Consider the following 25,545-nt stretch of genomic DNA (forward strand, 5'->3'; position numbering starts at 1 on the left):
GCGCTGACGCTGATTCTGGGCTTCGCCGCCCGCCGGGTGCTGGGCAATATCATCGCCTCGCTGCAAATCGCGCTCAATCAGTCCGCCAAGATCGGCGACCGGATCGTCTATAATGACTACCTCTGCCATGTGGAGCGGATCAACTTCACCTATGTGCAGCTGCGCGACTGGGACGGCACCCGGCTCATCGTGCCGGTGGAGGAATTCATCTCCACCCCGTTTGAGAACTGGACGATGAAAGAGCCGAAGATGCTGCGCATCATCAAGCTGAAATGCGCCCATAACGCCGATGTGGACGCGCTGCGCGAGGCGTTTGACGATATCGTGAGCGAACTGGACAAAGACGAGCTGGGCGATCCCGATGATGCCAAGGTCCGGGTGGCCGGGCAGGATGTGTTCGGCAAGGACGTCTGGTTCGCCCTGCCCTGCGCCGATCCGAACACCTCCTGGGATGCCGCCTGCAAGGCCCGCGAGATGATCATTGCGGCCGGCAACCGGATTGCCGAGGAACGCGGTATCGACATCTTCCCCGAGGTCCGCCCGGCCGAGGCGGCCTAAGCCACCTGCCCCGCCTGCCCTGCCTGAGCTGCCGGAAGCGCCAGCCCGGCGCGCGCCCGCGCCGCCGCCAGGTCGCTGCGCAGCAACCCGCGCAGGCGGGCCTGGGCGGCGGGGTCCGGCGTGCGCAGGATATGCGCCGGGTGCAGCGTCAGCAGCACCGGCACCCCCTGGCGGCCACTCTCCACCGTGCCGCGCCGCGCCATCAGGCTGCCGCCGCTGCCGGTCAGCGCCAGCGCCGCCGTCGCCCCCATCGCCACGATCAGCCGCGGCTGCACCAGTTTAACTTCGGCATCCAGCCACCACCGGCAGCGCTGCACCTCGCCCGCATCCGGGCGCTGATGCAGGCGGCGGCGGCCCTGGGGGCGGAACTTGAAATGCTTCACTGCATTGGTCAGATACACCGCCTCCCGCGCCACTCCGGCCTCGGCGGCAACCGCATCCAGCAGCTGCCCGGCAGGACCAACGAAGGGCCGCCCGGTCAGATCCTCGCGGTCGCCCGGCTGCTCGCCCACCAGCATCAGCGCGGCATCCTGCGGGCCTTCGCCCGGCACCGCCTGGGTGGCGGCGCAATGCAGCGGGCAGCGGGTGCAGCCCGCCAGCGCCGCTGCCAGACCGTCCTGCGGCCCGGCCCAATGCTCCGCTGCGGCCTGTTCTGCCGCCGCCTGCACCCGCGCGGTGCGGGCGGGCGGCAGCGTCGGCGCCGCCTCCGCCATCGCCCGCGCCCGGGCAGGCGCCGTGGCGATCAGTTCCGGTATCGCTGCCGCCTCCGGCATGTTGCGCCAGTATTTCTTCGGCATCTCCGACTGCATCGCCTTCACCTTCAGCCGCGCCGGGTTAAAGATGTTGCGGAAATAGGTCAGCCACAGCGCCTCGCTCGCATCCTCCGGCAGGCCGGGCTTGGGCGCGCCCGGCTCAAACCGCAGCACGCCGCCCTCGAACACCGCGCAGACATCCGGCGTCAGGATGCGCCAGTCCATGTCCCCGAACCGGCGGGCAAAAAACGGCGCCGTCGGCTCAACCGTGCGGTGCTCCGGCTCGAACCAGGCGGCAAAGCTGCGCCGCGCCGCCTCCGGGCTGCCGGTTTCGCGGAACCGGACAAAGGCCTTCATCTTGTGCTGGCAGCGGTGCACCGACTTTTCCATGCGCCGCAGATGCGCAAGCTGCGCATCGCCCCGGTCGCTCATCAGCTGCGGCGCGTCCTTCAGCCGCCACAAGAATGCATACAGCCGGTCAAACCGCGCCGGATCCGAATGCCAGGAGACACTTTCCGCCAGGTTCACGAAACTGCGCGGCACCGCAACGGACCGCGCAGGCGCGGGCGGCGCTGCGGCCGTGTCGAACAGCCCCGCCTCCCCTGGCGCGCCGCAGTGCCAGCGCAAATCCTCCGGCGGCTCCCCGGCGCTCAGATAGCCGCGCGCGGCCTCCCGCCAGGCGGCCGCGGTGCCGATGGAGGGCAGGCTCACAACCTGCATCAGAACAGGCTCAGCTGCTCGGGCGGCGGCGCAAAGCGCGACCGCAGATCCGCGGTGTCCGCCAGCGCCCCCGGCGTCCAGCCAACGGCGGTGATGAAGGGCCGCGCCTTCTTCAGCAGCGCCCCCATCCGCTGCAGATCCTCATACCGCAGGGCGCGGTGCCGCCGGGTGCTGAGGATCCGGTTCACAGTCCTGACCCCGAACCCCGGCACCCGCAGCAGCTCCTCGCGGCTGGCCCGGTTCACATCCAGCGGAAACAGCCCCCGGTGCGCCAGCGCCCAGGCCAGCTTGGGGTCGATCTCCAGATCCAGGTTGCCGTCCGGCGCCGCACTGGTGATCTCTTCCAGGCCAAAACCGTAAAACCGCAGCAGCCAGTCCGCCTGATACAGCCGGTGCTCGCGCACCAGCGGCGGGCTGACCAGCGGCAGCCGGGCCGAGGCATCGGGGATCGGCGAAAACGCCGAATAATAAACCCTGCGCAGCCCGTAGCTGCCATAAAGCCGGGTGGACTGCCCCAGGATCACCGCATCGCTGGAGCCATCGGCCCCCACGATCACCTGCGTCGACTGCCCGGCGGGCGCAAACCGCGGCGGCCGCTTGCCGGTGTGGCTGCGGTCCTTGGCGGCCTCGCCGCGCAGCCGCACATCGGCCATCGCCTTGCGGATCTGCTCCGGTTTCTTCTCCGGCGCGTGCTGGCGCACCGAGGCATCGGTCGGCAGCTCCACATTGATCGACAGCCGGTCCGCCAGCCGCCCGGCCTCGGCAATCAGTTCCGGCGCCGCGTCGGGGATCGTCTTCAGGTGGATATAGCCGCGGAAGTTTTCCTCCTCCCGCAGCTTGCGCGCGATCTGCACCATGTCCGACATCGTCGCATCGGGCGAGCGGATGATGCCCGACGACAGGAACAGCCCCTCGATATAATTGCGCCGGTAGAACTCCACCGTCAGCTTGACCACCTCATCCGGGGTGAACCGCGCCCGCGGCACGTTCGACGACACCCGGTTGATGCAATAGGCGCAGTCATAGATGCAGAAATTGGTCATCAGGATCTTCAGCAGGCTGATGCAGCGCCCGTCTGGCGCATAGGCATGGCAGATCCCCGCGCCGGTGTTCGACCCCAGCCCCTTGCCATCGCGCGAGTCGCGCTTGCTGGACCCTGAGGAGGCGCAGGAGGCGTCGTATTTGGCCGCATCGCTCAGAATCGCGAGCTTGTCTCGAACACTCATCTTGGACATATGTTCTTATAATGTTCTCCCTTCCGGATTGGCAAGCCCGCCCCCCTGCCCTGACCGGAAATCCGCCGGAAACCGATACCGGCGCCGCACAGCCGGGGCCGCCGCGGGGAACCATTGCCGCCGCCCCGCGTTGAGTCTGTGCCGCCTGCGCGGCTGCCAAACCGTCCCGCGGCAGCCCCGCGGCCGGCCAGTCACAAGGAGGATCCCATGACCAAGCAGCAGCCCAAACACGATGTGATCGAAGGTCTGAAGGGGTCGGAACAGCACCACCCGCTGAAGAACCGGCCCGGTGAAAAAGGCGACCCGGACCATACCGATCCGAAGTCCGAAACGTCCGAATCCAGCGACAAGGACAAAGACGAGGACTAACTCCGCCGCCCCGCGCGGCACCGTTTCCAGCCCTGGGCGCCGCCGCAAACCCGGTTCGCGGCCCGGCGCCCGGCCCCTGCCGCGTGATCCCCTGAACCTGCCAACTATAGAAAACGCTTGCACGAATCCCGCTCTTTGGCCAATAGTCACGGAAAAGAGGCGGTAAACGCCAATTTCCGTGAACACGCCAGACGGCAAAGACACGGGTAAAAGGCAGAGCGGCGCAGATGGCAGGCACAAGGGCAGATGGATCATACATACACACCTGAGGATCTCAATGCGGTGATCCGCCAGCATTCCGAATGGATTGCGGCCCAGCTGCACGCGCAGCGCGAAAGCCTGTTCCCCCCGAACGCCTCCAAGACCATGCGCAAATTCACCTCCGGCGAGGCCGCGGCCCTGCTCGGGGTCAATGATTCCTACCTGCGCAAGCTGCATCTGGACGGCAAGGGCCCCTCGCCCGAGCTGACCGCCGGCAACCGCCGCCAGTATTCCGCCGAGGACATCCAGGCCCTGCGCCATCTGCTGGAGAAAACCGCCCGCAAGCCCGGCGACTACCTGCCCGGGCGGCGCGAAAATGACCATATGCAGATCATCGGCGTGATGAACTTCAAGGGCGGCTCCGGCAAAACCACCACCTCCGCCCATCTCGCACAGCGCCTGGCGCTCAAGGGCTACCGGGTGCTGGCCATCGACCTCGACCCGCAGGCGTCGCTGACCGCCCTGCACGGCGTCCAGCCGGAGTTCGACCTCAAGGACGGCGGCACGCTCTATGACGCCATCCGCTATGACGACCCGGCGCCGATCTCCTCGGTGATCCGCAAGACCTATATCCCGAATCTCGACCTCATCCCCGGCAACCTCGAACTGATGGAGTTCGAGCACGACACCCCCCGCGCCCTCGCGCAGGGCAGCGCCGGATTGTTCTTCTTCCGGGTGAAAGAGGCTCTGGCACAGGTCGATTCCGACTATGACGTGGTGGTGATCGACTGCCCGCCGCAGCTCGGCTTCCTCACCATGTCCGCACTGTCCGCCGCCACCGGCGTGCTGGTCACCATCCACCCGGAAATGCTCGACGTGATGTCGATGTCGCAATTCCTACGCATGACCGCCGACCTGATGGACGTGATCGCGCAAAGCGGCGCCGACATGAGCCACGACTGGATGCGCTACCTGCTGACCCGCTACGAGCCGTCGGACGCGCCGCAGAACCGCATCGTTGCCTTCCTGCGCACCATGTACGGCGACAAGGTGCTGAACGCGCCGATGCTGAAATCCACCGCGATTTCCGACGCGGGCCTCACGAAACAGACCCTTTACGAGGTCGAACGCAGCGCCTTCACCCGTTCCACCTATGACCGCGCGGTCGAAAGCCTGAACGCGGTCAACGACGAAATCAGCCAGCTCATTCAGGAAACCTGGGGGCGCTCATGACCAGCAGCAAGAAATCCCGCCTTTCGATGCTCGACAGCCTGGCCGCCGCCGGGGCGCCGGTGGCCGCCCCTGCCCCGGCGGCCTCGATGATGTCCAGCAACCGCGCCCTGCGCTCCGCCCGCGACGCGGTGGATTCGCACCGGGTCTGGGATCTGGAACCGCATCAGATCGAGGACACGCGGATCAACGACCGGCTCGACCCGGCAGACGTGATCGACCTGCGCGACGCGATAGAGGCGAACGGCCAGACCGTGCCGATCCTGGTGCGCCGCCACCCCACTGAGGCCGACCGCTACCTCTTGGTCTACGGCCGCCGCCGGCTGGAGGCGATCCGCGCCTCCGACAAGGTCACCAAGGTCCGCGCCCTGGTCGCCAGCCTGGACGATGATGCCGCCGTGCGCGCCCAGATTTCGGAAAACATGGCCCGGCGCGACCTCTCCTTCATCGAAAAGGCGCTGTTTGCGCAGGAGCTGGTCGAAAACGGCTTTGGCAACCAGTCGCAGGTCGCCGAGGTGCTGACCGTCACCAAATCCTCCGTCTCCATGGCCATCGCCATTGCCGAGGCCATCGGCCCCGATCTGATCCGCGCCATCGGCCCGGCTCAGGGCATCGGCCGCCCCCGCTGGGACGCGCTGGCCAAGGCAATTGAGGAAACCGGCGCCGACCGAGACGCGCTGATCCGCATCGCCGAAAAGGAATACACCCGTTTTACCGTGGACGCGGTGACCGAAGGCTCGGACGCCGCGCCCGGCGACCCGTCTGTGATGGCGTTTGAGGCGGTTTTCAGCGCCGTGGCCCCCGCCCCTGCCGCCAAACCGGCTGCAAAGAAGGCCCGCACCCTCACCCAGCCGCTCACCGTCGATGGCCGCCGCAGCGCCACCCTGCGCCGCACCGCCAAGGGCCTCAGCCTGGAACTTCCCGGCGGCGGCTTTGCCGACTGGCTGGAAGCCGAGGCGCAGAACGTCATAGAAGAGCTTCACGCGCGCTGGCAGTCGCGCGGCGAAGAATAATAGATAACAATAACTTAGGAGGCACAGAGCAGGCAAAAAAGAAGGCCCCGCAAAGACGACGCTCCACGAGACCAACTTGTTTCTAGCACCTTCAAGTTAGTGGCCGGAGCCGATAACCGCAAGTCCAAAGCGATTCGCGGGCCGCTGTTTTTTTGTCTTTCGTGATGATGACATGGGATATATGCCCCTCACGCCTTTTGGGCGAACGGTGGATGCTGTCCTGCTGAAGCACCAGCAGGCCGCCTCAGGCCACGCCCCTTTGCAATCTGACGTCAGCAAATGGGACGCGCTGCGCGACCTGGCCGCCGCACGGAAATCCTACGGCCTCAGCGACCGCGACCTCTCGGTGCTGCAGGCGCTGCTCGGCTTCCTGCCCGGCAAGGAGATCAGTCCGCAGCCCGGCGTGACCGTGGTGCATCCATCGAACCGCGCGATCTGCGAGCGGCTGAACGGCATGCCCAGCTCCACCATGCGCCGCCACATGGCCAAGCTTGTGGATGCAGGCATCCTGATCCGCCGCGACAGCCCCAACGGCAAACGCTACGTGCGCCGCTACCAGGGGGAGCGCGTGGCCTATGGTTTCGACCTCTCCCCCCTCGCCTTCCGCTTTGCCGAATTCTCGGACGCGGCAGCGGCGCGGCGCGCTGAGGAGGCCCGCATCAAGCAGCTGCGCGAAACCGTCAGCCTGATGCGCCGCGACCTCCTGAACCTCGCCCTCTGCGGCGCTGCGGACCGGCCTGAGCTGACCGTCTGGGACCAGTTCCACGACCTCGCCCACCTGACCGCCCGCGACCTCCGCCGCAAGCTCGGCGCGGACGATCTGGAAGCCCTGCAAGCCCGTCTTGCAGCCGCCCTGGCTGAGACGAAACACCTGTTAGAGCCTGCCTTTGCAGAAAAATCGGGCACCAGTGACGCCCAAATTGAGCACCACTATCAGAATTCAAAGAAAGACTTATTTGAATCTGAACAGACCGTTACGGCAGCGCCCGCTGAGGCTACGGAATCGAAAGACGAAAACAGTTATGCTGAGAAACCAGCAGCAGACAGGCCCGTGACATGTGAAACGCCGGGACCGGTGCCAGAGGCCCCTGCCCCCAGCGGCCCCAGCCTCCCCTTGCGTCTGGTCCTTTCTGCCTGCGGCGAGATCCGCGGTTACGCCGATGGCGCCATCCGCCACTGGAACGACCTGTTGCGCGCCGCCGATACCGTGCGCCCGATGATGGGAATTTCCACGGCGGTCTGGGAAGACGCTAAAACCGCCATGGGCACGGCAGAAGCCGCAACCGTGGTTGCCGCCATGCTGGAGCGGTTTTCGGAGATCCGCTCCCCCGGCGGCTACCTCCGGCATCTCAGCGCCAAGGCGGTGTCGGGACGCTTCACCAGCGCGCCCATGGTCCTGGCCCTCACCCGCCGCGAGGCGGCCGCATAGTTCACAGCTGTGAACTCCCCGCCGCGGCCCCGGCCGCTATGATCCGGATCAACCCGCAGCCGCTTGCGTCATGGCACACTGCGCTCGCAACGGCGCGGGGAGAGCGGTGGCATGGAATACAGGGACTACTACAAAATCCTCGGCATCGCACCGGATGCCGAATCCAGCGACATCAAGCGCGCCTTCCGCAAACTGGCGCGGAAGTACCACCCGGACATCAACACCAGCCCCGAAGCCGAGGCGATGTTCAAGGATGTGAACGAAGCTTACGAGGTGCTCAAGGACCCCGAACGCCGCGCCGCCTATGACCAGCTGGGCAAACCCGGTCCAGGATCCCACGACGGCTTCCGCCCGCCGCCCGGCTGGGAAGGCGGTTTCGAATTCACCGGCGGCGGCCCGGAGAGTACGGAAGCCTTCAGCGACTTCTTCGAATCCCTGTTCCGGCGCCGCGGGCAGCCGTTTGGCGGCTCCAGCGCTGATCAGCACGCCCGCCTGCAGTTGGACATCGAGGACGCTTTTCGCGGGGCAACCCGGGTTCTGACGCTGCGGGTGCCGCAGGCGGCGGCGGACGGGTCGGTGCATCTGCAGGACCGCAGCATTACGGTGCATGTCCCGAAAGGGATCCTTGAGGGCCAGCACATCCGGCTGCCGGGACAGGGCCTGGCGCCGCTGGGCGGAGGGGGGGCGGGGGATCTGTTTCTGGAGGTCAGCTTCGCCCCGCATCCGGTGTACCGGGCGGATGGCAGGGACCTGTATCTGGACCTGCCCGTGGCCCCCTGGGAGGCGGCGTTGGGCGGCAAGGTGATGATGCCCACACCGGATGGCAAGGTTGCGCTGACCGTGCCTGCAAACGCCCGCAGCGGCCAGAAGCTGCGGCTGAAGGGCAAGGGACTGCCGGGCACGCCGCCGGGGGACATCTATGCCACGCTGAGGATCGTGAACCCCAAGGTGGCAACGGAAGAGGCGCGCAGGGTCTTTGAGCAGATGGCCCGGGAGGTGCCGTTCAACCCGCGCGCCGGTATCGGAGGATAGACGTATGAAACCTGCAACCGTACAAACGGCAGTTGTCGTCAGCCTGTCGCTGGAGGAGCTGTGCCGGTTTTGCCATGCTGACAGGAACTGGGTCATTGAACTGGTCGAACATGGGGTGCTGGAACCCGAGGGGGCCACGATCCAGAGCTGGCAGTTCCACAGTGTAAGCATCGCCCGCGCTAAGAAGGCGCGGCGGTTGAACCAGGACCTGGGGGTCAATGCCGCCGGGGTGGCGCTGGTGCTGGATCTGCTGGCGGAGCGGGAAGAGATGCTGCGGCGGCTGGCCGTCCTCGACGACGGTTAGCAGATGTGCTGGAGCCTGGAAGCCTCTGCCGTGATGGCGGCTGCCGGAGCGGTGGCGGCGGGGGTCTGCTGGCGGCGGGGCCGGTCCTTGGCGGTCTGGGGGGCGCTGGGATACTTCACGGTGATGGAGGTGCTGCAGATCGCGGGATACCTGACCGCCGATGAGTGCAGTTCAGCCGCAAACAAGGGCACCACGCTGCTGTCTTATCTGCATATCGCCTTTCAACCCATTGTAATCAATGCCTTTGTTCTGGAGCTGGTGCCCGCTGCCGTGCGGCGGCGCTGCCGGGTTTGGGTGCTGGCCCTGAGCTGCGCGGCGGCGGGGGTCATGCTGCTGCAGCTGGTGCCGCTGCCCGCCCTCGGGACATGCGCGCCGGGGGCGCCGTTGTGCGCCGAGGTGCTGTGCACGGTGTCCGGGAATTGGCATATCGCCTGGAATGTGCCCTATAACGGGCTGCTGGTGCCGGTGGACCGGGCGCTGGGGGTGCAGTCCGGCTTTCCGGCTTACATGGCGGCGGTATTCCTGATGCCGCTGGCCTATGGGGCGTGGCGGTTTGTGATCGTGCATGCGGCCACCGGGCCGGCGCTGGCCTGGATGCTGACCAGCAACCCCAATGAAATGCCCGCCGTCTGGTGCCTGTTTTCCATCGTCATCCTGTGCATCGGGCTGAGCCCTTGGGTGCGCGGTGCCGTCTCCACGCGCAGCTGGTGGGGCGTGCGGGTGTGACCGAGGGGAGGGGCCTGACGTGTTGATCCTGATCACTGCGCCCCGGCCGCGGCTGGGGTATGCTGGCCGCGGGGAGACGCAGAATGCGTGCAATGGTTTTCCATATGGCACATGAGCCGCTGCGGCTGGAGGAAGTTGCCGAGCCGGAGCCCGGACCGGGAGAGGTGCTGATCCGGGTGGAGGCCTGCGGCGTGTGCCGCACCGATCTGCATATCTTTGACGGTGATTTAACCGAACCGAAGGTGCCCCTGATCCTGGGGCATGAGATCGTTGGCCGTATCGCGGCCCTGGGCGCGGGGACCGAAGGGCTGGAGATTGGCCAGCGGGTGGGGGTGCCTTGGCTGGGGGCCACCTGTGGCCATTGCCGCTATTGCCGGGAGGGTCAGGAAAACCTGTGCGATGCGCCGGAGTTCACCGGCTATACCCGCAACGGCGGCTTTGCCGAGGCCTGCGTGGCGGATGCGCGCTATGTGTTTCCACTGGGCGGCGGCGATCCGGTTGCGCTGGCGCCGCTGCTGTGCGCCGGGCTGATCGGTTATCGCAGCTACCGCATGGCGGGGGCGGGCCGCACCATCGGCCTCTACGGTTTTGGCGCCGCGGCGCATATCCTGACGCAGCTGGCGGTCTGGCAGGGCCGCAAGGTGTTTGCGCTAACGAAACCGGGCGACACCGACGCGCAGGATTTTGCCCGCAGCCTGGGCGCGGCCTGGGCGGGCGGCTCCGATGAAACGCCGCCGGAGCTGCTGGATGCGGCGATCCTGTTTGCGCCCGCGGGCAGCCTGGTGCCGGCCGCTCTGAAGGCCGTGCGCAAGGGCGGACGGGTGGTCTGCGGCGGCATCCACATGAGCGATATTCCCGCCTTTCCCTATGCCGATCTGTGGGGCGAGCGGCACATTCTGTCGGTTGCCAATCTGACCCGGCAGGACGGCGAGGAGTTCCTGCCGCTGGCCGCCGGGGCGGGCGTCGTCACGGAGCACCGCGCCTATGCGCTGGAGGAGGCCAATCAGGCGCTGGAGGACATGCGGCAGGGGCGGCTGAAGGGGGCCGCGGTGCTGGTGCCCTGATCCCGGAAAAGGAGACTGCAATGGCTGGACATCACCGACCGGACCCTTTGACGGCGGCGGAGCTGCGGCCTGCGCTGCCATCCGCAAAGCTGCGGTTCACGCTGACGGATGAGCTGGACGGGGCGCAGGAGTGGCTGGGGCAGGACCGGGCGGTGGATGCCATCCGGATGAGCGCCATGGTCCCCCATGAGGATTTCCATGTCTTTGTTCTGGGCCAGCCCGGCAGCGGCCGCCACGCGATTGCCCAGTCGATCCTTGACGGGATCGCGAAGGACAGGCCGGTCGCTTGCGACTGGGTTTATGTCAACAACTTCGAAATGCCGCACAAGCCGGTGGCCATCCAGCTGCCGCCCGGATCGGCCAGCCGCCTGCGCAAGATGATGGAAACGCTGGTCGATGACCTGGCGAACCAGATCCCGGCGCTGTTTGACTCGGAGGACTACCAGACCCGGCGGCGGACCATCGAGGAGGATTTCTCGGCGGAGCATGAGCGCGAGATGTCGGAGATTTTTGACGATGCCCGCGCCCGGAATGTCGCCATTCTGCGCACGCCGGTGGGGTTCAGCTTTGCCGGGCATCGCGACGGCAATGTGCTGACGCAGGAGGAGTTCGAGGCGCTGACCGACGAGGAGCGCGACGCACTGGAAGAGGCGATCGAGAGCGTGCAGCAGCGGATCTCGGACGTGCTGAAATCGGTGCCCAAGCAGGAGAAGGCGCACCGGCGGCAGGTGGAGCAGCTGAACTATCAGCTGGCCGCGCGCGGGGTGGATGAGGCGATCCGCGAGGTGCAGGACGCCTATGCCGCCGAGCCGGAGGTGCAGACCTATCTGAAGGCGGTGCGCAACGATCTGGTGGAAAACGCCGAGCTGTTCCTGATGGGTGACAGCGAAGACTCCGCCGGCCCGTTTCCGGTGGCGACCAGCAAGCGGTTCAAGGAGCCGCAGTTCCAGCGCTACCGGGTCAATGTGATGGTCTCCAACGGCAGCGGCTGCTCTGGCGCGCCGGTGGTCAAGGAAGAGCTGCCGACGATGGCCAACCTGATCGGGCGCATCGAATATGCCTCGGAGATGGGGGCGCTGGTCACTAATTTCACCATGATCAAGCCGGGGGCGCTGCACCGGGCCAACGGCGGCTATCTGGTGCTGGACGTGCGCCAGGTGCTGAGCGAGCCGCTGGCCTGGGACGCGCTGAAGCGCTGTTTGCGGACCGGGGAGATCTCGATCTATTCGCCGGGCGAGCGGCTGAGCCTGGTGTCGACGGTGTCGCTGGAGCCGGATCCGGTGCCCCTCAGCGTGCGGGTGGTGCTGATCGGGGAGCGGCTGCATTACTACCTGTTGTCGGCGCTGGACCCGGATTTCCTGCAGCTGTTCAAGCTGGAGGCCGATTTCGACGATCACCTGCGGCTGGAGGAGAGCGGCGCGGTTGAGGGCTATGCGGAGCTGATTGCGCGGCTGGCGCGGCGGGCCGGGACCCGGCCCCTGGATCAGCCTGCGGTTGAAAGCGTGATGCGGGAAAGCATGCGCCTGACCGGCGATGCCGGGCGGCTGACGCTGAACTTCAGCCGCTTGTCGGATCTGCTGCGGGAGGCGGAGTTCTGGGCCGGGAGCGGCGGCAGCGCGCATATCGGGCCGCAGCATATCGAACGGGCGGTGGCGGAGAAGGAGCGCCGGGCCGGGCGGGTGCGTGAACTGGGGCTGGAGACGATCCAGCAGGGCACGGTGATGATCGACACGGACGGCGCCCGCATCGGCCAGATCAACGCCATGTCGGTCTTGCAGATCGGTGATTACAGTTTCGGCAAGCCGTCGCGGCTGACGGCGCGGACCCGGCCGGGCACCGGCAAGCTGGTGGACATCGAGCGGGAGACCGAACTGGGCGGGCCGATCCATTCCAAGGGGATGCTGATCCTGCAGGGCTATCTGGCGGCCACCTATGCCACCCGCGCGCCGCTGTCGCTGTGGGCCAGCCTGGTGTTCGAGCAGAGCTATGGCGGGGTGGAGGGCGACAGCGCCTCGGCGGCGGAGCTGATTGCGCTGCTGTCGTCGCTGGCGGAGGTGCCGCTGGACCAGTCCTTTGCGATTACCGGGTCGGTCAACCAGTTTGGCGATATTCAGGCGATCGGCGGGGTGAACCAGAAGGTCGAGGGCTTCTTTGATGTCTGCGACGGCCGCGGCCTGACCGGCCGCCAGGGGGTTCTGATCCCGGCCGCGAATGTGCGCAACCTGACCCTGCGCCAGCGGGTGGTCGATGCTGTGGAGGCGGGCCGGTTCCGGATCTTTCCGATGACCAGCGTGACCGACGGGCTGACGGTGCTGACCGGGCTGGAGGCGGGCGTGCGGGGCGCGGACGGAACCTATCCGGAGGGCAGCCTGAACCGGCGGGTGGAGGACCGGCTGCAAGCCTTTGCCGACATCCGCAAGTCCTTTGCAAAGGAGGCTGGCGGCGATGCGCAATGAGGCGGAAAACGCAGGGCAGGGGGGGCGACTGAGGGTGATCCTGGGCGCCAGCTGCTATCCGGATGCGGAGGCGGCGCTGGCGCTGGCGCTGGATCTGGCGCGCCAGACGGGGGCGGAGCTGCACGGGGTCTTCGTCCGCGAGACGGCGCTTCTGGCCGCGGGGTATGCGTATTCGCGGGTGGTCACCTATTCCGGGCAGCGGCAGACTGGGCTGACCGCGGGCGCGCTGGCCAAAGCGTTCCAGGCGGATGCCCGGCGGTTCGAGGGGCTGCTGGCGCGGCGGGCCAAGGCGGCGGCGCTGGTCAGCTCGTTCAGCGAGGCGGAGGGCCATCTGCAGGAGGAGCTGCGCCGCTGTGCGGCGGCGGGCGACATCCTGATCTCCGGGTTCAAGCCGATCCTGCCCGCGGCGGGCTGCATTGCCGTGATCCTGGCGGAAGGGCAGGCGGTGCCGGGCTTTGCGCTGCGGCTGGCGCGCAGCGCCCGCAAGCCGCTGGTGGCGCTGGTGGCCTGCGCTGCGGCGGCGCAGACCGGCCCCGCCGCAGCGCCCGCCGCCGCGCCTGCCGGGCCGCCGGGCGATGTGGCGGAAACCCGGCTGTGCGCGCAACCGGAAGTGCTGCTGCGGCAGCTGGAGCATATGAGCCCGGTTGCGGTGATTGTGGCGGCGCCGCTGGCGGGGCTGCCGCCGCCGGCCCGCATCCAGGAGGCGGCGCGCTGCCCGCTGGTCCTGCGCAGCGGCGGCTGAGGGCGCGGCGGGGGATTGATGCAAATCATTTCGGCGCGCCGCAGCGGGCCTAGACTGGCGGCGGCACGGGACACCGGGAGGGGAGAGCCATGGAGACCAATTGCCTGCCAAAGATGGACATGAGCGACAACACCACCGGCTGCTGCCCCAGGTTCAAGCCGCAGGGGTGGGACGGCCGCCATCTGCATTTCGAGAAGAAACCGTTTGTGCGGGCGAAAACGCGCAGCCTGCTGCATATTCCGCTCAACATGGGAACGGTCTTTGCACGGGTGCAGAAGCATATCGACGACGCCGGCGCGCAGGACCCCGAGGGCTATCTGGTCCTCAGCCGGGATCTGTCGCAGGCGGAAGCGGAGCATTTCTTTGCGGTGACCGGCCGGGTGCCCGGCGAAGAAATGAAGGAGATCACCGGCGACTTCATCACCCGGGTGTTCGAAGGCCCGTACCGGCGGGCCAGGGACTGGATGCATGACATGGAGGTTGCCGCCGAAGCGGACGGCAAGACCGCGGGGCGGATCTTTATGTTCTATACGACCTGCCCGAAATGCGCCCGGGCCTATGGCAAGAATTTTGTCATCGGCGTTGCCGAAGTCCTTTAACGCGTCACGCTACGGGAGGTGGTTATGCAAGACCCGGAACTGGAAATCCTGATCGGCCGGCTGGAAAGCCAGCCGGATCTCACTCTGGCGGATTTTGACGGCGTGCTGCATGCGCTGGCGTTTCTGCTGCCGGATGCGGTGCCGGACGATGAGCACGCCGCGCAGCGGATCAGCACCGCGGACGGGGCGATGCATGTCGCCGACGATGCCTTTCCGGATTGGGACGTGCATATCCGCGGCCGCGCCTATGGCAAGCACGGGCGCTGGCATTGCACCTTGCGGGAGAACGACGCCCGCGACAATGATGCGGCCATTGGCGTCGGCCAGTCGCCGGTGCTGGCCCAGGCGATCCTGGCGGCGGTGCTGCGGCTGGCGATGATCCTGAAGACGGAGTGACCATGCGCGGCCCCGGTTGGCGGCCCGGCCTGGCAGCGGAGAGGGGAAGCGGATGTCCCGGATTCTGACGATCACACTGAACCCGGCGGTCGATCTGGCGACCTCGATTGAGAGGGTGGTGGCGGGTCCCAAGCTCTATTGCAAGGCGCCGCGGGTGGATCCCGGCGGCGGCGGGGTGAACGCGGCCCGCGCGATCCGCAGGCTGGGCGGCGAGGTGACGGCGCTGGTCGCCGTCGGCGGCGCCATGGGCGAGCAGCTGTTGCAGCTGCTGGTGGCGGAGGACGTGCTGGCGCTGGCGGTCCATGTGCCCGGCGAAACCCGCCAGAGCTTTGCGGTGAGTGATGAGACCACCGGCGAGCAATACCGCTTCAGCGTTCCGGGCGAGACGATGACGGCGGAAGATGGCGCCCGGCTCTTGAGCGCGATTGCGCAGGCGGCGCCGCGGGGGGGCTATGTGGTGCTGAGCGGCGGCGTGACGCCGGGGCTGGCCGATAATTTCCCGCAGCAGGTGCTGACGGCGATTGTGCCGCGCACGGGCAAGCTGGTGGTCGATACCTCCAAGGCGGCGCTGGCGCATCTGCTGGCATCGCCGCGCCAGCCGGTGCATGTGCTGCGGCTGGACCAGCGGGAGGCGGAGCAGGCGGCGGGGCATCCGCTGGCGTCGGTTGCGGACAGCCTGGCGTTTGCGCAAGAGCTGATTGCGCGCGGGGTGGCGCAGATCGTCGTGGGCGGGCGCGGTGCCGAAGGCTCGGTTCTGGCCACCGGGGAGCATCGGTTTTTCTGCCGTGCGCCCCATGTCGCGGTGCAGAGCAAGATCGGGGCAGGGGATGCCTTTACCGGCGCGCTGACGCTGGCGCTGTCGCGCGGCGCGGCGCTGGATCAGGCGCTGCGCTGGGGCGTTGCCGCGGCCAGCGCCACGGTCGGCACCGAGGGCACCGCGCTGTTTGAGCGCGGCGCGGTGGAGGCGCTGCTGCCGCAGTGCGAGGTTCAGGCGGTCTAGCCTGCGTCCTCGGCCCTGGCGGCGTTGCGCAGGACCTGCACGAAGCTGTCGGGGGTGACCGAGATGCTGTCGATGCCGAATTCCACCAGACGGCGGGCATAGTCCGGGTTGTTGCTGGGGGCCTGGCCGCAGAAGCCGACCTTGGACCCTGCCTTATGCGCCTCGCGGATCACCCGCTCGATCATCCACAGCACCGCCGGGTCGTCCTCGCGGAACAGCTCCGCCAGCGCATCGGAGTCGCGGTCGATGCCGAGTGTCAGCTGGGTCAGGTCGTTGGAGCCGATGGAGAAGCCGTCGAAGCGTTCGGCAAACTCCGCCGCGCGCAGGACGTTGGAGGGGATTTCGCACATCACGTAGACCTGCAGCCCGTCCTGGCCGCGTTTCAGGCCGTGCTCTGCCATCACCGCCAGCACCTTGTCGGCTTCTTCCGGCGTGCGGCAGAAGGGGATCATCACGATCACGTTCTTGAACCCCATCTCGCCGCGCAGCCGGGCAATCGCTTGGCATTCCAGCGCAAAGCCGTCGCGGTATTGGTCGGAGTAGTAGCGGGAGGCGCCGCGGAAGCCGATCATCGGGTTTTCCTCGGCCGGTTCAAAGGCTTGCCCGCCCAAGAGGTCGGCGTATTCGTTGGTTTTGAAATCGCTCATCCGGATGATCACCGGCTTGGGGTGGCAGAAGGCGGCGATCCGCGACAGGCCGCGGGCGAGGCGGTCGGTGAAGTATTCGGTTCTGGGGTCGTAGCCTGCGGTCAGCGCCTCGATGGCGGCGCGGGTGTCCGGGTCCTGCACCTGATCGAAGCGGGCCAGCGCCATTGGGTGCACGCGCACGGTGTTGCTGATCACGAATTCCATCCGCGCGAGGCCAACACCGTCCACCGGCAGCCGCCACCAGCGCAGCGCGGCGCCGGGGTTGGCGAGGTTGAGCATGATTTGGGTCCTGGGGCGGGGCAGGCCGGCCAGCGACTCCTCGGTGACGGCGATCTGCGACAGCCCCTCGGTCACCACGCCCTGTTCGCCGCCGGCGCAGGAGACGGTCACGTCCTGCTCGTCGTGCAGCACCTCGGTGGCGTTGCCGCAGCCGACGATGGCGGGCAGACCCAGCTCGCGGCTGATGATGGCGGCGTGGGAGGTGCGGCCGCCGTGGTCTGTCACGATGGCGGCGGCGCGTTTCATCACCGGCACCCAGTCCGGGTCGGTGGTGCCGGTCACCAGCACCGAGCCTTCGACGAAGCGGGCGATGTCATCGGCGCTTTCGATGATCGACACCCGGCCCGCGACCGCGCCGCTGCCGACGCTGAGCCCGGTCAGCAGCACCCGCCCCGGGTCCGTCACCGCATAGGAGCGCAGGGTGCCGGGGGCGGCGCGCGACTGGACGGTTTCGGGGCGGGCCTGCACGATGAAGATCGGACCGCCGGCACCGTCGCGGGCCCATTCCATGTCCATCGGGCAGCCGTAGTGGTCCTCGATCACCTTGGCCTGGCGGGCGAGGGTCAGGATTTCCGCGTCGCTGAGCACGTATTGCGCCCGCTCGGCCTTGGAGGCGGGCACGTTGCGCGGGCTGCCGTCGCGGTCCAGGATCATCTTGACGGCCTTGGCGCCCAGCCGCTTTTCCAGGATCGGGGTCAGGCCGGGGGTGCCGAGAAACGGCTTGAAGACCTGGTATTCGTCCGGGTCCACGGCGCCCTGCACCACGTTTTCGCCGAGGCCCCAGGCGGCGTTGATCAGGACCGCATCGGGAAAGCCGGATTCGGTGTCGATTGAGAACATGACCCCGGCGCCGCCGGTGCCGGCGCGCACCATCTGCTGCACCCCCACCGACAGCGCCACCTTCATGTGATCGAAGCCGTGGATCTGGCGGTAGGAGATCGCCCGGTCGGTGAACAGCGAGGCATAGCATTTGCGGCAGGCCTCCAGCAGCGCCTGTCCGCCGCGCACGTTCAGGAAGGTCTCCTGCTGGCCCGCGAAACTGGCCTCCGGCAGATCCTCGGCGGTGGCGCTGGAGCGCACCGCGACGGGCAGGTCCGGCTGTCCGGCGGCGGCGCCGAGGCTGCGGTATTGAGCGAGGATCGCCTGCGCGGTGCGGGCGGGCCAGTCTCCGGCCAGGATCAGCGAGCGGATCGCCTTGCCCGCCCTGGGCAGGTCCGTGCGCCCGGCGGCCAGCGCGCCGAGCTGCTGGCGGATCCGGGCTTCGAGCTTATTGGCGGACAGGTACCCGCGGTAGGCCGCGGCGGTGGTGGCGAACCCCGGCGGGACGCGAATGCCCTTGGCGCCGAGCGCCTGGATCATCTCCCCCAGAGAGGCGTTCTTGCCGCCAACCAGGCCGGTATCGGCGCGGTTCACCTTGTCGAAGCTGATCACGGGCGGGGCGGAATGGGGCATCTGCGGTCTCCGGTCCTGGGCGGGCCGGTCCATAATGCCATGAATCCGGGCGGGCCGATTGATGCCGCTCAATCCGCGCGGTCTGACCGGCTGATAAGGTCGCCCCGTTGAATGTTGCCAGTATGAAAGGTCTGCGGGATGGAAAACGTCGAACGGCTGCTGAAAGGCACGGTGGAGGAACTGGACCGCTTGCTGAATGCCAAGAATGTTTTGGGAGACCCGATCGAAAAGGGGGACGCGACGGTTATTCCGATTGTCAGCTACGGGTTTGGCTTCGGGGCCGGCGGCGGCGCGGATACCAAGACCGGTGAAGGCGCGGGCACCGGGGCGGGCGGCGGCATCAAGCCGCTGGGGGCCATCATCATCGACCAGCGCGGGGCGCGGGTTGAATCGGTGCAAGGCGCGATGACAGCGCTGGCGGCGGTGCTGGGCGATGCCGCCGGAAAGGCCATCGAGACGGCGGCGCAGACGGCCGGGGCGAAGGGCGGGAAGGGGCAAGGCTGACCGTGGCGGGCCTTGGCGCAGCCTTGGCCGTGCTGCTGGCGGCGCTGCTGGGCCTGACCGTTCTGGTGCTGGTCTTGCCGCTGCGGATCGAGCTGGTGCTGCGCAAGGAGGCAGAGCTGGCGTTTTCGGCGGCGCTGCGTCCGTTTGGCGGGATTGGCCCGCGGATCAGGCTCTCCGGCAGGCGGAAACCGCCTGAAACAGCGCAGAAACCGGGCCGCAAGCGGCGGTACGATCCGCGCAGGCTTGTCCCTGCGGCGGGGCGGCTGGCGGCGGCGGTGCTGCGCCGCATCCGTATCCGCGCGCTGGTCCTTGATGCGAAATTCGGCCTGGGTGATCCGGCGGAGACCGGCCAGCTTTATGGGATGCTGGCGCCGCTGGTGTACGGAACCCTGCCTGCCCGGAGGCTGCAGGTCGCCGTGCAGCCGGTCTTTGACCGGGCTGAGCTGTCTGGCCGGGCCGAACTGGACGTCACGGTCGTTCCGGCGGCGCTGATCGTTCCGGCGGTGCGGTTCGGCTGGGACGCCTTCGGGCCGGTCCGGTGAGCTGGGTGGTCGACCCGCCGGTCCGCGCCGGGCCGCGGGCCTTTGCGGCGGTGTGCCGGGTTCGCGGGGCCTGTCATAGCAGCGCGGCGGCGGTTTACAGCGGCGAGAAGCGGCCCGTGCTGATCCTGGTTTTCCACCGCGGCGCGGTGACGGGAGCCGGTATTGACGGCAAAAGCTATTCTGCCGCGGAAATCGAGGAGAGCTTTCCGCAGGCTATCGCCAGGACGCTGGCCCGGCTGGCGCGGATGCCGCAGGGCCAGTGAAGCCGGGCGCCTAGGGGTTATTCGGTCTGCACCGACTGCAGATAGGTGATGAGATTTGCCAGCGGCAGGCCGGTCATCATCGGCTGGCCGCTGGGCAAGGCCAGCGCGACCTGCTGGTCGGAGTCCAGAACGGGGCCGAACAGCGGCATCTCGCCGCCGTGGGCGAGCACCGGCGCGCGGCCATCGACCTGGCGGGCGACGGCCGCCAGCGGGAAGGTGCCGCCGTTGCGGGCCGCGAGCCGGGTGAGGTCTGGTGTTTCGATGGCCAGCATCTCTGCCATCGGGCCGTTTCCGGTGGCGTCGCGGCCATGGCACTGCCAGCAATAGGTCCGGTACAGATCCCGCCCGTCCTGCGGGTCCGGCTCCTGCGCGCTGGCGGCGCCAGCGGCTGCACATATCAAGATCATCGCGCGAAAGAACACTGCTTTTCTCCTTCTCTGCCGCCCCGTGGCTGCCCCCGTTGCTGGGGTGAGTATAGCGGGCGGCGCCGGGGCGCGGCTTTAATCTGCCTCAAGTTCCTGCGCCGCCGCCAGGCGGCGGGCCGGTGCGGGCCTCGGTGCGGGTCTCAGTCCAGGCCTGCATCCAGCCGCACCTCGTCGCCGCGGGCGGTGCCGAGGTCCGCGGCTGCATTGCTGTCCAGCAGGTTCAGATGCACCCGCATGCGCCACAGGTGATAGGACACCCTGTGCAGCCAGCGCACCGCATCGAGCCGCGTCCAGGCGATGTCGTCCGGCAGGGTGCCGTCTGCGGCCTCGGAAATCAGCCGGTCGCGCTGCGTTCTTTGCTGCGCCCGCATCAGGCGGCGGAGCCGGTTCAGGGTGGTTTCGCAGTGCTCGGGGCGGGTGACGTCCTCGAACCCGGCGGTGGCCAGGGCCAGCACCCGCGCCAGCCGCCGCAGCCGCCGGTCCCTTGGCAGCTCGCTGATCCGTTCGGTCTGGGTGCAGCGGTAGAGCAGCCGGTCCAGATGGTCGAGGATGTGGTACATGCCCTTGATTTCGCCAAACTCAGGACTGGTGCTTGCGGGCAGCTCAATCCTGTCGAGATAGGCGCGGGTGTCGGAAACGGCGGCGGCGAGGCGGTCGTGCCGGGCGCTGCTGGCGCCCGCGGCAGCGCTGCCGGTGAGGGACCGGAGATAGTGAACGGCCGCCTTGGCAAGACGGTCAACGGTTGCCTTGGCGGCGGCGGTGGCGGCGGCCGGATCCTGCAGGATCAGGTGGTCCAGCGATTGCGTCAGCGCCGCGCCGCGGTCCGGGATCAGAACCTCGATCAGCCGCGCGAAGGGGCGCGCGAAGGGCAGGATCAGGATCACGCCCAGGAGGTTGAAGAGGCTGTGAAACGCGACCAGGGCTGTCAGCGGCTGTGCGGCCCCGTGCCAATACGCCACCGCGGCGGCAAAGGGGCCGAGCAGGAAGAACGCCATGGCGCCGGTCATCAGGTTGTAGACCACATGCGCAACGCCGGTGCGCCGGGCCATGGTGCCGCCGCCCAGCGTCGCCAGAACCGCCGTGAAGGTGGTGCCGACATCCATCCCGATGACCAGCGCCGCCGCCTGCGGGAAATTCACCGCCCCGGCGCTGAGCGCGGCCAGGGCGGTGGCGACGCCCGCGCTCGACGACTGGGTGACCAGGGTGATCAGCACGCCGAGGGCCACCAGTTTCAGGCGGCCCGCCCAGCTGTCGGGGGGGAAATCGGCGGGGGTGACGATGCCCTGAAAGGCGTCGAGGCCGGATTTCATCTGTTCGATGCCGATGAAGATCAGGCTGAAGCCGGCCAGCGCCTGGCCGAGATGCGAGACCTTGCGGCGGCCGGAGAGGGCGAGCAGGGCGCCCAGCAGGACCACCGGCAGCATCGCCTGGCCGAGGTCGAGCTTGAAGCCCAGGATGGCGACCAGCCAGCCGGTCATCGTGGTGCCGATGTTGGCGCCGAAGATGATCCCCAGCGCCTGCGGAAAGGTCAGCAGCCCGGCGGCGACAAAGCCGACGGCGGCGACGGTGGTGGCGCTGGAGGACTGGATCGCCGCGGTGGTCACCGCGCCGGTTGCGGCGCCGGTGGCGGGGGTGGAGGTGAAGCGGCCCAGAATGCTGCGCAGGCGGGCTCCGGCAAGTGTCTTGAGACCGCCGGTCAGCAGCAGCATTCCGATCAGAAAGAGGCCGATGCCGCCAAGCGCCGGCAACACATCCCAGTACATCTGCACCAGAGTGCCAGAATTGCGGCGGCTCAGCAAATCCGGCGCCTGCCGCCCGATTGATGCGGGTTATAGCGGCGCGCCCGCTGCCGGGGGAACATGGGGCCGGGAGGATGCCATGCAGGATGACCGCAAGACAGGGGAGGAGGCGCCGCGCGCCGGCGGGGTGTTTGCCGCGGGCGGCGAGGGCAGCCGGTGGGCCGGGACCGAGAAACTGGTCAGCGGGCTGGATGGCGGTCTGAACATTGCGCATGAAGCCGCGGACCGTCACGTGGCCGCGGGCTATGGCGCGCAGACGGCGATCCGCTGGCTGGGAAAGGACGGCAGCCGCCGCGAGCTGAGCTATGCGGAGCTGGCGGCAGTGTCGTCGAGATTTGCCAGCCTCCTGCGGCAGCACGGGCTGCAGCGGGGCGATAGTGTTTTTTCCCTGATGGGGCGGGTGCCGGAGCTGTATGCCTGCGCCATCGGAACACTGAAGGCGGGGATGGTCTATACGCCGCTGTTTGCGGCCTTCGGGCCGGAACCGATCCGCACCCGGCTGGAAATCGGGGAGGCGCGGGTGCTGGTCACCACCGCGGCGCTGTACCGGCGCAAGATCGCGCCGTTCCGCGATCAGCTGCCGTCCCTGAAGCTGGTGCTGGTCACCGGCGGCGAGGCGCCGGAGGGCTGCGTGGCGCTGGAACCGGCGCTGGAGCGGGCAGGGAACCAGTTCGAAACAGTGCGCACGGGGGCCGAGGATCCGGCGCTGGTGCATTTCACCTCCGGCACCACCGGCAAGCCCAAGGGCGTGGTGCATGTGCATGGGGCGGTGGTCTATCACGCCTATTCGGGGCGCATCGCCCTGGGGCTGGAGCCGGGCGCGGTCTATTGGTGCACAGCAGACCCTGGCTGGGTCACCGGCACCTCCTACGGCATCATCGCGCCGCTGGTGAACCGGGTGACGATGATCGTGGACGAGGCCGAGTTCGACCTGGAACGCTGGTACGGCATCATCGGGCGCGAGCGGGTTGAGATCTGGTATTCCGCCCCCACCGCCATCCGCTTGATGATGCGGGCGGGCGCGGACGCGGCGGCGGCGTTCGATTTCTCGTCGCTGACCTTCCTCGCCAGCGTCGGCGAGCCGCTGAACCCCGAGGCGGTGGAATGGAGCGGCAAGGTGTTTCCGCAGCCGTTCCATGACAACTGGTGGCAGACCGAAACCGGCGGCATCATGATTGCCAACCTGCCCGGCATGGAGGTGAAGCCCGGCTCGATGGGGAAGCCGCTGCCGGGCATCGTTGCGGCCATCCTGAGGGAAGACAGCGGCGGGCTAACCGAATGCGGGGCAGGGGAGACCGGCGAACTGGCGCTGCGCCCGGACTGGCCGTCGGTGATGCGGGGCTACCTGCATGAGGAGGAACGGTTCGCCAAATGCTTTGCCGGGGGCTGGTACCTGTCGGGCGATTTGGCCACCCGGGACGCGGACGGCTATTACTGGTTCGTCGGGCGCAAGGACGACCTGATCAAGACCTCCGGCCATCTGATCGGCCCGTTTGAGGTGGAAAGCGCGCTGATCGAGCATCCGGGCGTGGCCGAGGCGGCGGTGATCGGCGTGCCGGATGCAACCGCGGGCGAGATCGTGAAGGCCTATATCACGCTGAACCCCGGTTATGAGCCCTCCGAAGAACTGGAGCGCGAGGTGCGGGGCCATGCCCGCAAGCGGCTGGGGGCGGCGGTGGCGCCGCGCAGCGTCCTGTTCCGCAACACCCTGCCCAAGACCCGCTCCGGCAAGATCATGCGGCGGCTGCTGAAGGCGCGCGAGCTGGGGCTGCCGGAGGGCGACATTTCGACATTGGAGAGCGATGAGACATGAGCACCCCTGAGAAAATCCGCCTCGACCGCACCCATGTGCGCGATCTGCTGTCTGCGATGATGCGGGTCCGCATGTTCGAGGACGCCTGCGCCGAGCTGTACACCCAGGAGAAGATCCGCGGCTTTCTGCACCTTTACGATGGCGAGGAGGCGATTGCCGCAGGCGTGATCCCGCTGCTGGCGGAGGGCGACCGGGTTGTCGCCACCTACCGCGAGCACGGGCACGCGCTGGTGCGCGGGGTTTCGATGAACGCGGTGATGGCGGAGATGTTCGGCAAGGCCGAGGGCTGCTCCGGCGGGCGCGGCGGCTCGATGCATCTTTATGATGCGGGGGCGAATTTCTATGGCGGCAACGCGATTGTCGGCGGCGGGCTGCCCTTGGCGGCGGGGCTGGCGCTGGCCGATCATATGCGCGGCGACCCGCATGTGACCGCCTGTTTCTTCGGCGAGGGGGCGGTGGCCGAAGGCGAGTTTCACGAGGCGATGAACCTGGCCGCCCTGTGGGGGCTGCCGGTGCTGTTTGTCTGTGAGAACAACGGCTATGCCATGGGCACGGCGCTGGGGCGCAGCGAGTCCGAGACCGACATCAGCGCCAAGGCGGCGGCCTATGGGGTGGCGGCCGAGGTGGTGGACGGGATGGATGTGGTGGCGGTCGAGACCGCGGCGCGGCGGGCGCTGGCGGCGATCCGCGAGAACGGCAAGCCGGTGTTCCTGGAATGCCGCACCTACCGGTTCCGGGCGCATTCGATGTTCGACGCCCAGCTTTACCGCGACAAGACGGAGGTGGAGGACTGGCGCAAGCGCGGCCCGATCGTGCGCTTCCGCACTTGGCTGCTGGAGGCCGGGCTGATCCACGCGGAGGAGGTGGACGGGATCGAGGCGGAGATCACGGCGGAGATTGCCGAGGCGGTGCAGTTTGCCGAGGACGGATCGTGGGAGCCGGTGGAAGACCTGACGCGCCATGTCCTGGGGCCGCAGCCCGGCCCGGTTGCCCCGGCGGCGCCGGGCGGGGAAACCAGTGTGGTGAGCTACCGGGACGCGGTGCGCGCGGCGCTGCGCGACGCGATGACGCGCGACGACCGGGTTTTTCTGATGGGCGAGGACGTGGGCGCCTATGGCGGCTGCTATGCGGTGTCGATGGGGCTGATGGAGGAATTCGGCGAAGCCCGGATCCGCGACACGCCGCTGTCGGAGTCGGGCTTTACCGGCGCCGGCATCGGCGCGGCGATGGCGGGGATGCGCCCGGTGGTGGAGCTGATGACGGTGAATTTCTCGCTGCTGGCCTTGGATCAGATCCTGAACACGGCGGCCACCGTGCGGCACATGTCCGGCGGCCAGTTCGGGGTGCCGCTGGTGATCCGCATGGCCACCGGCGCGGGCAAGCAGCTGGCGGCGCAGCACTCGCACAGCCTGGAAGGGTGGTACGCGCATATCCCGGGGCTGAAGGTGCTGGCGCCCGCCACGGTGGAGGACGCGCGGGGGATGCTGTGGACGGCGCTGTGCGATCCCGATCCGGTGCTGATCTTTGAAAACGTGATGCTTTATAACCGCGAGGCGGCGCTGAGCAGCACGGCGGGGCCGGTGGATATCGCGCAGGCGGCAGTGCGCCGCGACGGCAGCGATGTCAGCCTGATCACCTATGGCGGGTCGCTGTTCAAGACGCTGGGGGCGGCGGAGGCGCTGCAGGGCGCGGGCATCTCGGCGGAGGTTCTGGACCTGCGCAGCCTGCGGCCGCTGGATGACGCCGCGATCCTGGCCTCGGTGGCAAAGACCCGCCGCGCGGTCATCGTGGACGAGGGCTGGCGCTCCGGCTCGCTGGCGGCGGAGATTTCGGCGCGGATCATGGAGCATGGGTTCTGGACGCTGGACGCGCCGGTCGGGCGGGTTTGCTCGGCGGAGGTGCCGATCCCCTATCCCAAGCATCTGGAGGATGCGGCGATCCCGCAGGGGGCGGCCATCGCGGCGGCGGTGCGGGCGATGATGGGAGCGGCGTAGG

At 68.1% G+C, this 25,545-nt stretch carries 24 protein-coding genes; 19 read left to right on the top strand and 5 right to left on the bottom strand.

What is annotated here, in order from left to right:
- On the top strand, positions 1 to 558 hold a 558-nt coding region (locus PHA8399_RS01860), incomplete at its 5' end, for a mechanosensitive ion channel family protein (protein WP_145976958.1).
- On the opposite strand, the gene PHA8399_RS01865 is transcribed toward PHA8399_RS01860, so the two are convergent.
- Together PHA8399_RS01865 and PHA8399_RS01870 are read right to left on the bottom strand one after the other, a co-directional pair.
- A complete protein-coding gene (locus PHA8399_RS01865; protein ID WP_058284520.1) occupies positions 555 to 2,030 on the bottom strand; it encodes a UdgX family uracil-DNA binding protein in 1,476 nt (491 codons plus the stop codon). The two genes, PHA8399_RS01860 and PHA8399_RS01865, sit on opposite strands and share 4 nt — an antisense overlap.
- Complete coding sequence (locus PHA8399_RS01870) at positions 2,030 to 3,265, bottom strand: putative DNA modification/repair radical SAM protein (RefSeq protein WP_058284521.1); 1,236 nt, start codon at positions 3,263 to 3,265, stop codon at positions 2,030 to 2,032. The genes PHA8399_RS01865 and PHA8399_RS01870 overlap by 1 nt, the downstream gene beginning before the upstream one ends.
- Positions 3,266 to 3,472: 207 nt before the next feature.
- Here PHA8399_RS01870 and PHA8399_RS22525 point away from each other — a divergent pair, with 207 nt between their 5' ends.
- From PHA8399_RS22525 to PHA8399_RS01930, 13 genes are all read left to right on the top strand, one after another.
- The gene (locus PHA8399_RS22525; RefSeq protein ID WP_158509245.1) at positions 3,473 to 3,634 is read left to right on the top strand and encodes a hypothetical protein; all 162 of its coding nucleotides are present in this window, start codon (positions 3,473 to 3,475) and stop codon (positions 3,632 to 3,634) included.
- 246 nt (positions 3,635 to 3,880) lie between these two features.
- Positions 3,881 to 5,068, top strand: coding sequence for a plasmid partitioning protein RepA (repA, locus tag PHA8399_RS01875; protein ID WP_058284522.1), 1,188 nt, complete (start codon positions 3,881 to 3,883; stop codon positions 5,066 to 5,068).
- Entirely contained in the window at positions 5,065 to 6,078 is a 1,014-nt protein-coding gene (gene repB, locus PHA8399_RS01880) for a plasmid partitioning protein RepB (RefSeq protein ID WP_058284523.1), read from the top strand. The genes repA and repB overlap by 4 nt, the downstream gene beginning before the upstream one ends.
- Positions 6,079 to 6,259: 181 nt before the next feature.
- Positions 6,260 to 7,507 (top strand): plasmid replication protein RepC, encoded by a 1,248-nt coding sequence (repC, locus tag PHA8399_RS01885; RefSeq protein ID WP_244270132.1) that lies wholly within the window; start codon positions 6,260 to 6,262, stop codon positions 7,505 to 7,507.
- 111 nt (positions 7,508 to 7,618) lie between these two features.
- Positions 7,619 to 8,539: a DnaJ C-terminal domain-containing protein gene (locus tag PHA8399_RS01890; protein ID WP_058284525.1), complete on the top strand. Its 921-nt coding sequence runs from the start codon at positions 7,619 to 7,621 to the stop codon at positions 8,537 to 8,539.
- Positions 8,540 to 8,543: 4 nt separating this feature from the next.
- Entirely contained in the window at positions 8,544 to 8,843 is a 300-nt protein-coding gene (locus tag PHA8399_RS01895; protein WP_058284526.1) for a chaperone modulator CbpM, read from the top strand.
- Positions 8,844 to 8,846: 3 nt separating this feature from the next.
- Positions 8,847 to 9,569 (top strand): DUF5765 domain-containing protein, encoded by a 723-nt coding sequence (locus PHA8399_RS01900; protein WP_058284527.1) that lies wholly within the window; start codon positions 8,847 to 8,849, stop codon positions 9,567 to 9,569.
- 83 nt (positions 9,570 to 9,652) lie between these two features.
- Positions 9,653 to 10,633 carry a zinc-dependent alcohol dehydrogenase family protein gene (locus PHA8399_RS01905; protein WP_058284528.1) on the top strand — a complete coding sequence of 327 codons (981 nt, stop codon included), beginning with the start codon at positions 9,653 to 9,655 and terminating at the stop codon, positions 10,631 to 10,633.
- Between the two features lie 20 nt (positions 10,634 to 10,653).
- Positions 10,654 to 13,089, top strand: coding sequence for a Lon protease family protein (locus PHA8399_RS01910; RefSeq protein WP_082649425.1), 2,436 nt, complete (start codon positions 10,654 to 10,656; stop codon positions 13,087 to 13,089).
- Complete coding sequence (locus PHA8399_RS01915) at positions 13,079 to 13,831, top strand: hypothetical protein (RefSeq protein WP_058284530.1); 753 nt, start codon at positions 13,079 to 13,081, stop codon at positions 13,829 to 13,831. Before PHA8399_RS01910 ends, PHA8399_RS01915 begins: the two co-directional genes overlap by 11 nt.
- 89 nt (positions 13,832 to 13,920) lie before the next feature.
- Complete coding sequence (locus tag PHA8399_RS01920; RefSeq protein ID WP_058284531.1) at positions 13,921 to 14,430, top strand: hydrolase; 510 nt, start codon at positions 13,921 to 13,923, stop codon at positions 14,428 to 14,430.
- 24 nt (positions 14,431 to 14,454) lie between these two features.
- Positions 14,455 to 14,826, top strand: coding sequence for a hypothetical protein (locus tag PHA8399_RS01925; protein ID WP_058284532.1), 372 nt, complete (start codon positions 14,455 to 14,457; stop codon positions 14,824 to 14,826).
- A 52-nt stretch (positions 14,827 to 14,878) separates the two neighbouring features.
- Complete coding sequence (locus PHA8399_RS01930; RefSeq protein WP_058284533.1) at positions 14,879 to 15,826, top strand: 1-phosphofructokinase family hexose kinase; 948 nt, start codon at positions 14,879 to 14,881, stop codon at positions 15,824 to 15,826.
- On the opposite strand, the gene ppsA is transcribed toward PHA8399_RS01930, so the two are convergent.
- Positions 15,823 to 18,204 carry a phosphoenolpyruvate synthase gene (gene ppsA / locus PHA8399_RS01935; protein ID WP_058284534.1) on the bottom strand — a complete coding sequence of 794 codons (2,382 nt, stop codon included), beginning with the start codon at positions 18,202 to 18,204 and terminating at the stop codon, positions 15,823 to 15,825. The genes PHA8399_RS01930 and ppsA overlap by 4 nt on opposite strands.
- A gap of 138 nt (positions 18,205 to 18,342) precedes the next feature.
- Between ppsA and PHA8399_RS01940 the strand changes: the two genes are divergently transcribed.
- From PHA8399_RS01940 to PHA8399_RS22530, 3 genes are all read left to right on the top strand, one after another.
- On the top strand, positions 18,343 to 18,708 hold the full coding sequence (locus PHA8399_RS01940) for a GerW family sporulation protein (protein ID WP_058284535.1): 366 nt from the start codon (positions 18,343 to 18,345) through the stop codon (positions 18,706 to 18,708).
- Positions 18,709 to 18,710: 2 nt separating this feature from the next.
- A complete protein-coding gene (locus tag PHA8399_RS01945; protein WP_058284536.1) occupies positions 18,711 to 19,250 on the top strand; it encodes a DUF2953 domain-containing protein in 540 nt (179 codons plus the stop codon).
- A 116-nt stretch (positions 19,251 to 19,366) separates the two neighbouring features.
- The gene (locus PHA8399_RS22530) at positions 19,367 to 19,513 is read left to right on the top strand and encodes a hypothetical protein (RefSeq protein ID WP_158509246.1); all 147 of its coding nucleotides are present in this window, start codon (positions 19,367 to 19,369) and stop codon (positions 19,511 to 19,513) included.
- A gap of 17 nt (positions 19,514 to 19,530) precedes the next feature.
- Here PHA8399_RS22530 and PHA8399_RS01955 read toward each other — a convergent pair whose 3' ends face one another.
- Positions 19,531 to 19,920, bottom strand: coding sequence for a c-type cytochrome (locus tag PHA8399_RS01955; RefSeq protein ID WP_244270133.1), 390 nt, complete (start codon positions 19,918 to 19,920; stop codon positions 19,531 to 19,533).
- A gap of 158 nt (positions 19,921 to 20,078) precedes the next feature.
- On the bottom strand, positions 20,079 to 21,701 hold the full coding sequence (locus tag PHA8399_RS01960; protein WP_058284569.1) for a Na/Pi cotransporter family protein: 1,623 nt from the start codon (positions 21,699 to 21,701) through the stop codon (positions 20,079 to 20,081).
- Positions 21,702 to 21,816: 115 nt separating this feature from the next.
- On the opposite strand from PHA8399_RS01960, the gene acsA reads away from it, so the two are divergent.
- Both acsA and pdhA read left to right on the top strand, forming a co-directional pair.
- Positions 21,817 to 23,550, top strand: a complete 1,734-nt coding sequence (gene acsA, locus PHA8399_RS01965; protein WP_082649427.1) for an acetate--CoA ligase — start codon at positions 21,817 to 21,819, stop codon at positions 23,548 to 23,550.
- The gene (pdhA, locus tag PHA8399_RS21790) at positions 23,547 to 25,544 is read left to right on the top strand and encodes a pyruvate dehydrogenase (acetyl-transferring) E1 component subunit alpha (protein ID WP_082649428.1); all 1,998 of its coding nucleotides are present in this window, start codon (positions 23,547 to 23,549) and stop codon (positions 25,542 to 25,544) included. The genes acsA and pdhA overlap by 4 nt, the downstream gene beginning before the upstream one ends.
- Position 25,545: the final 1 nt, after the last annotated feature.

Origin of the sequence: Leisingera aquaemixtae, from assembly GCF_001458395.1 — a bacterium.
Lineage (GTDB): Bacteria > Pseudomonadota > Alphaproteobacteria > Rhodobacterales > Rhodobacteraceae > Leisingera > Leisingera aquaemixtae.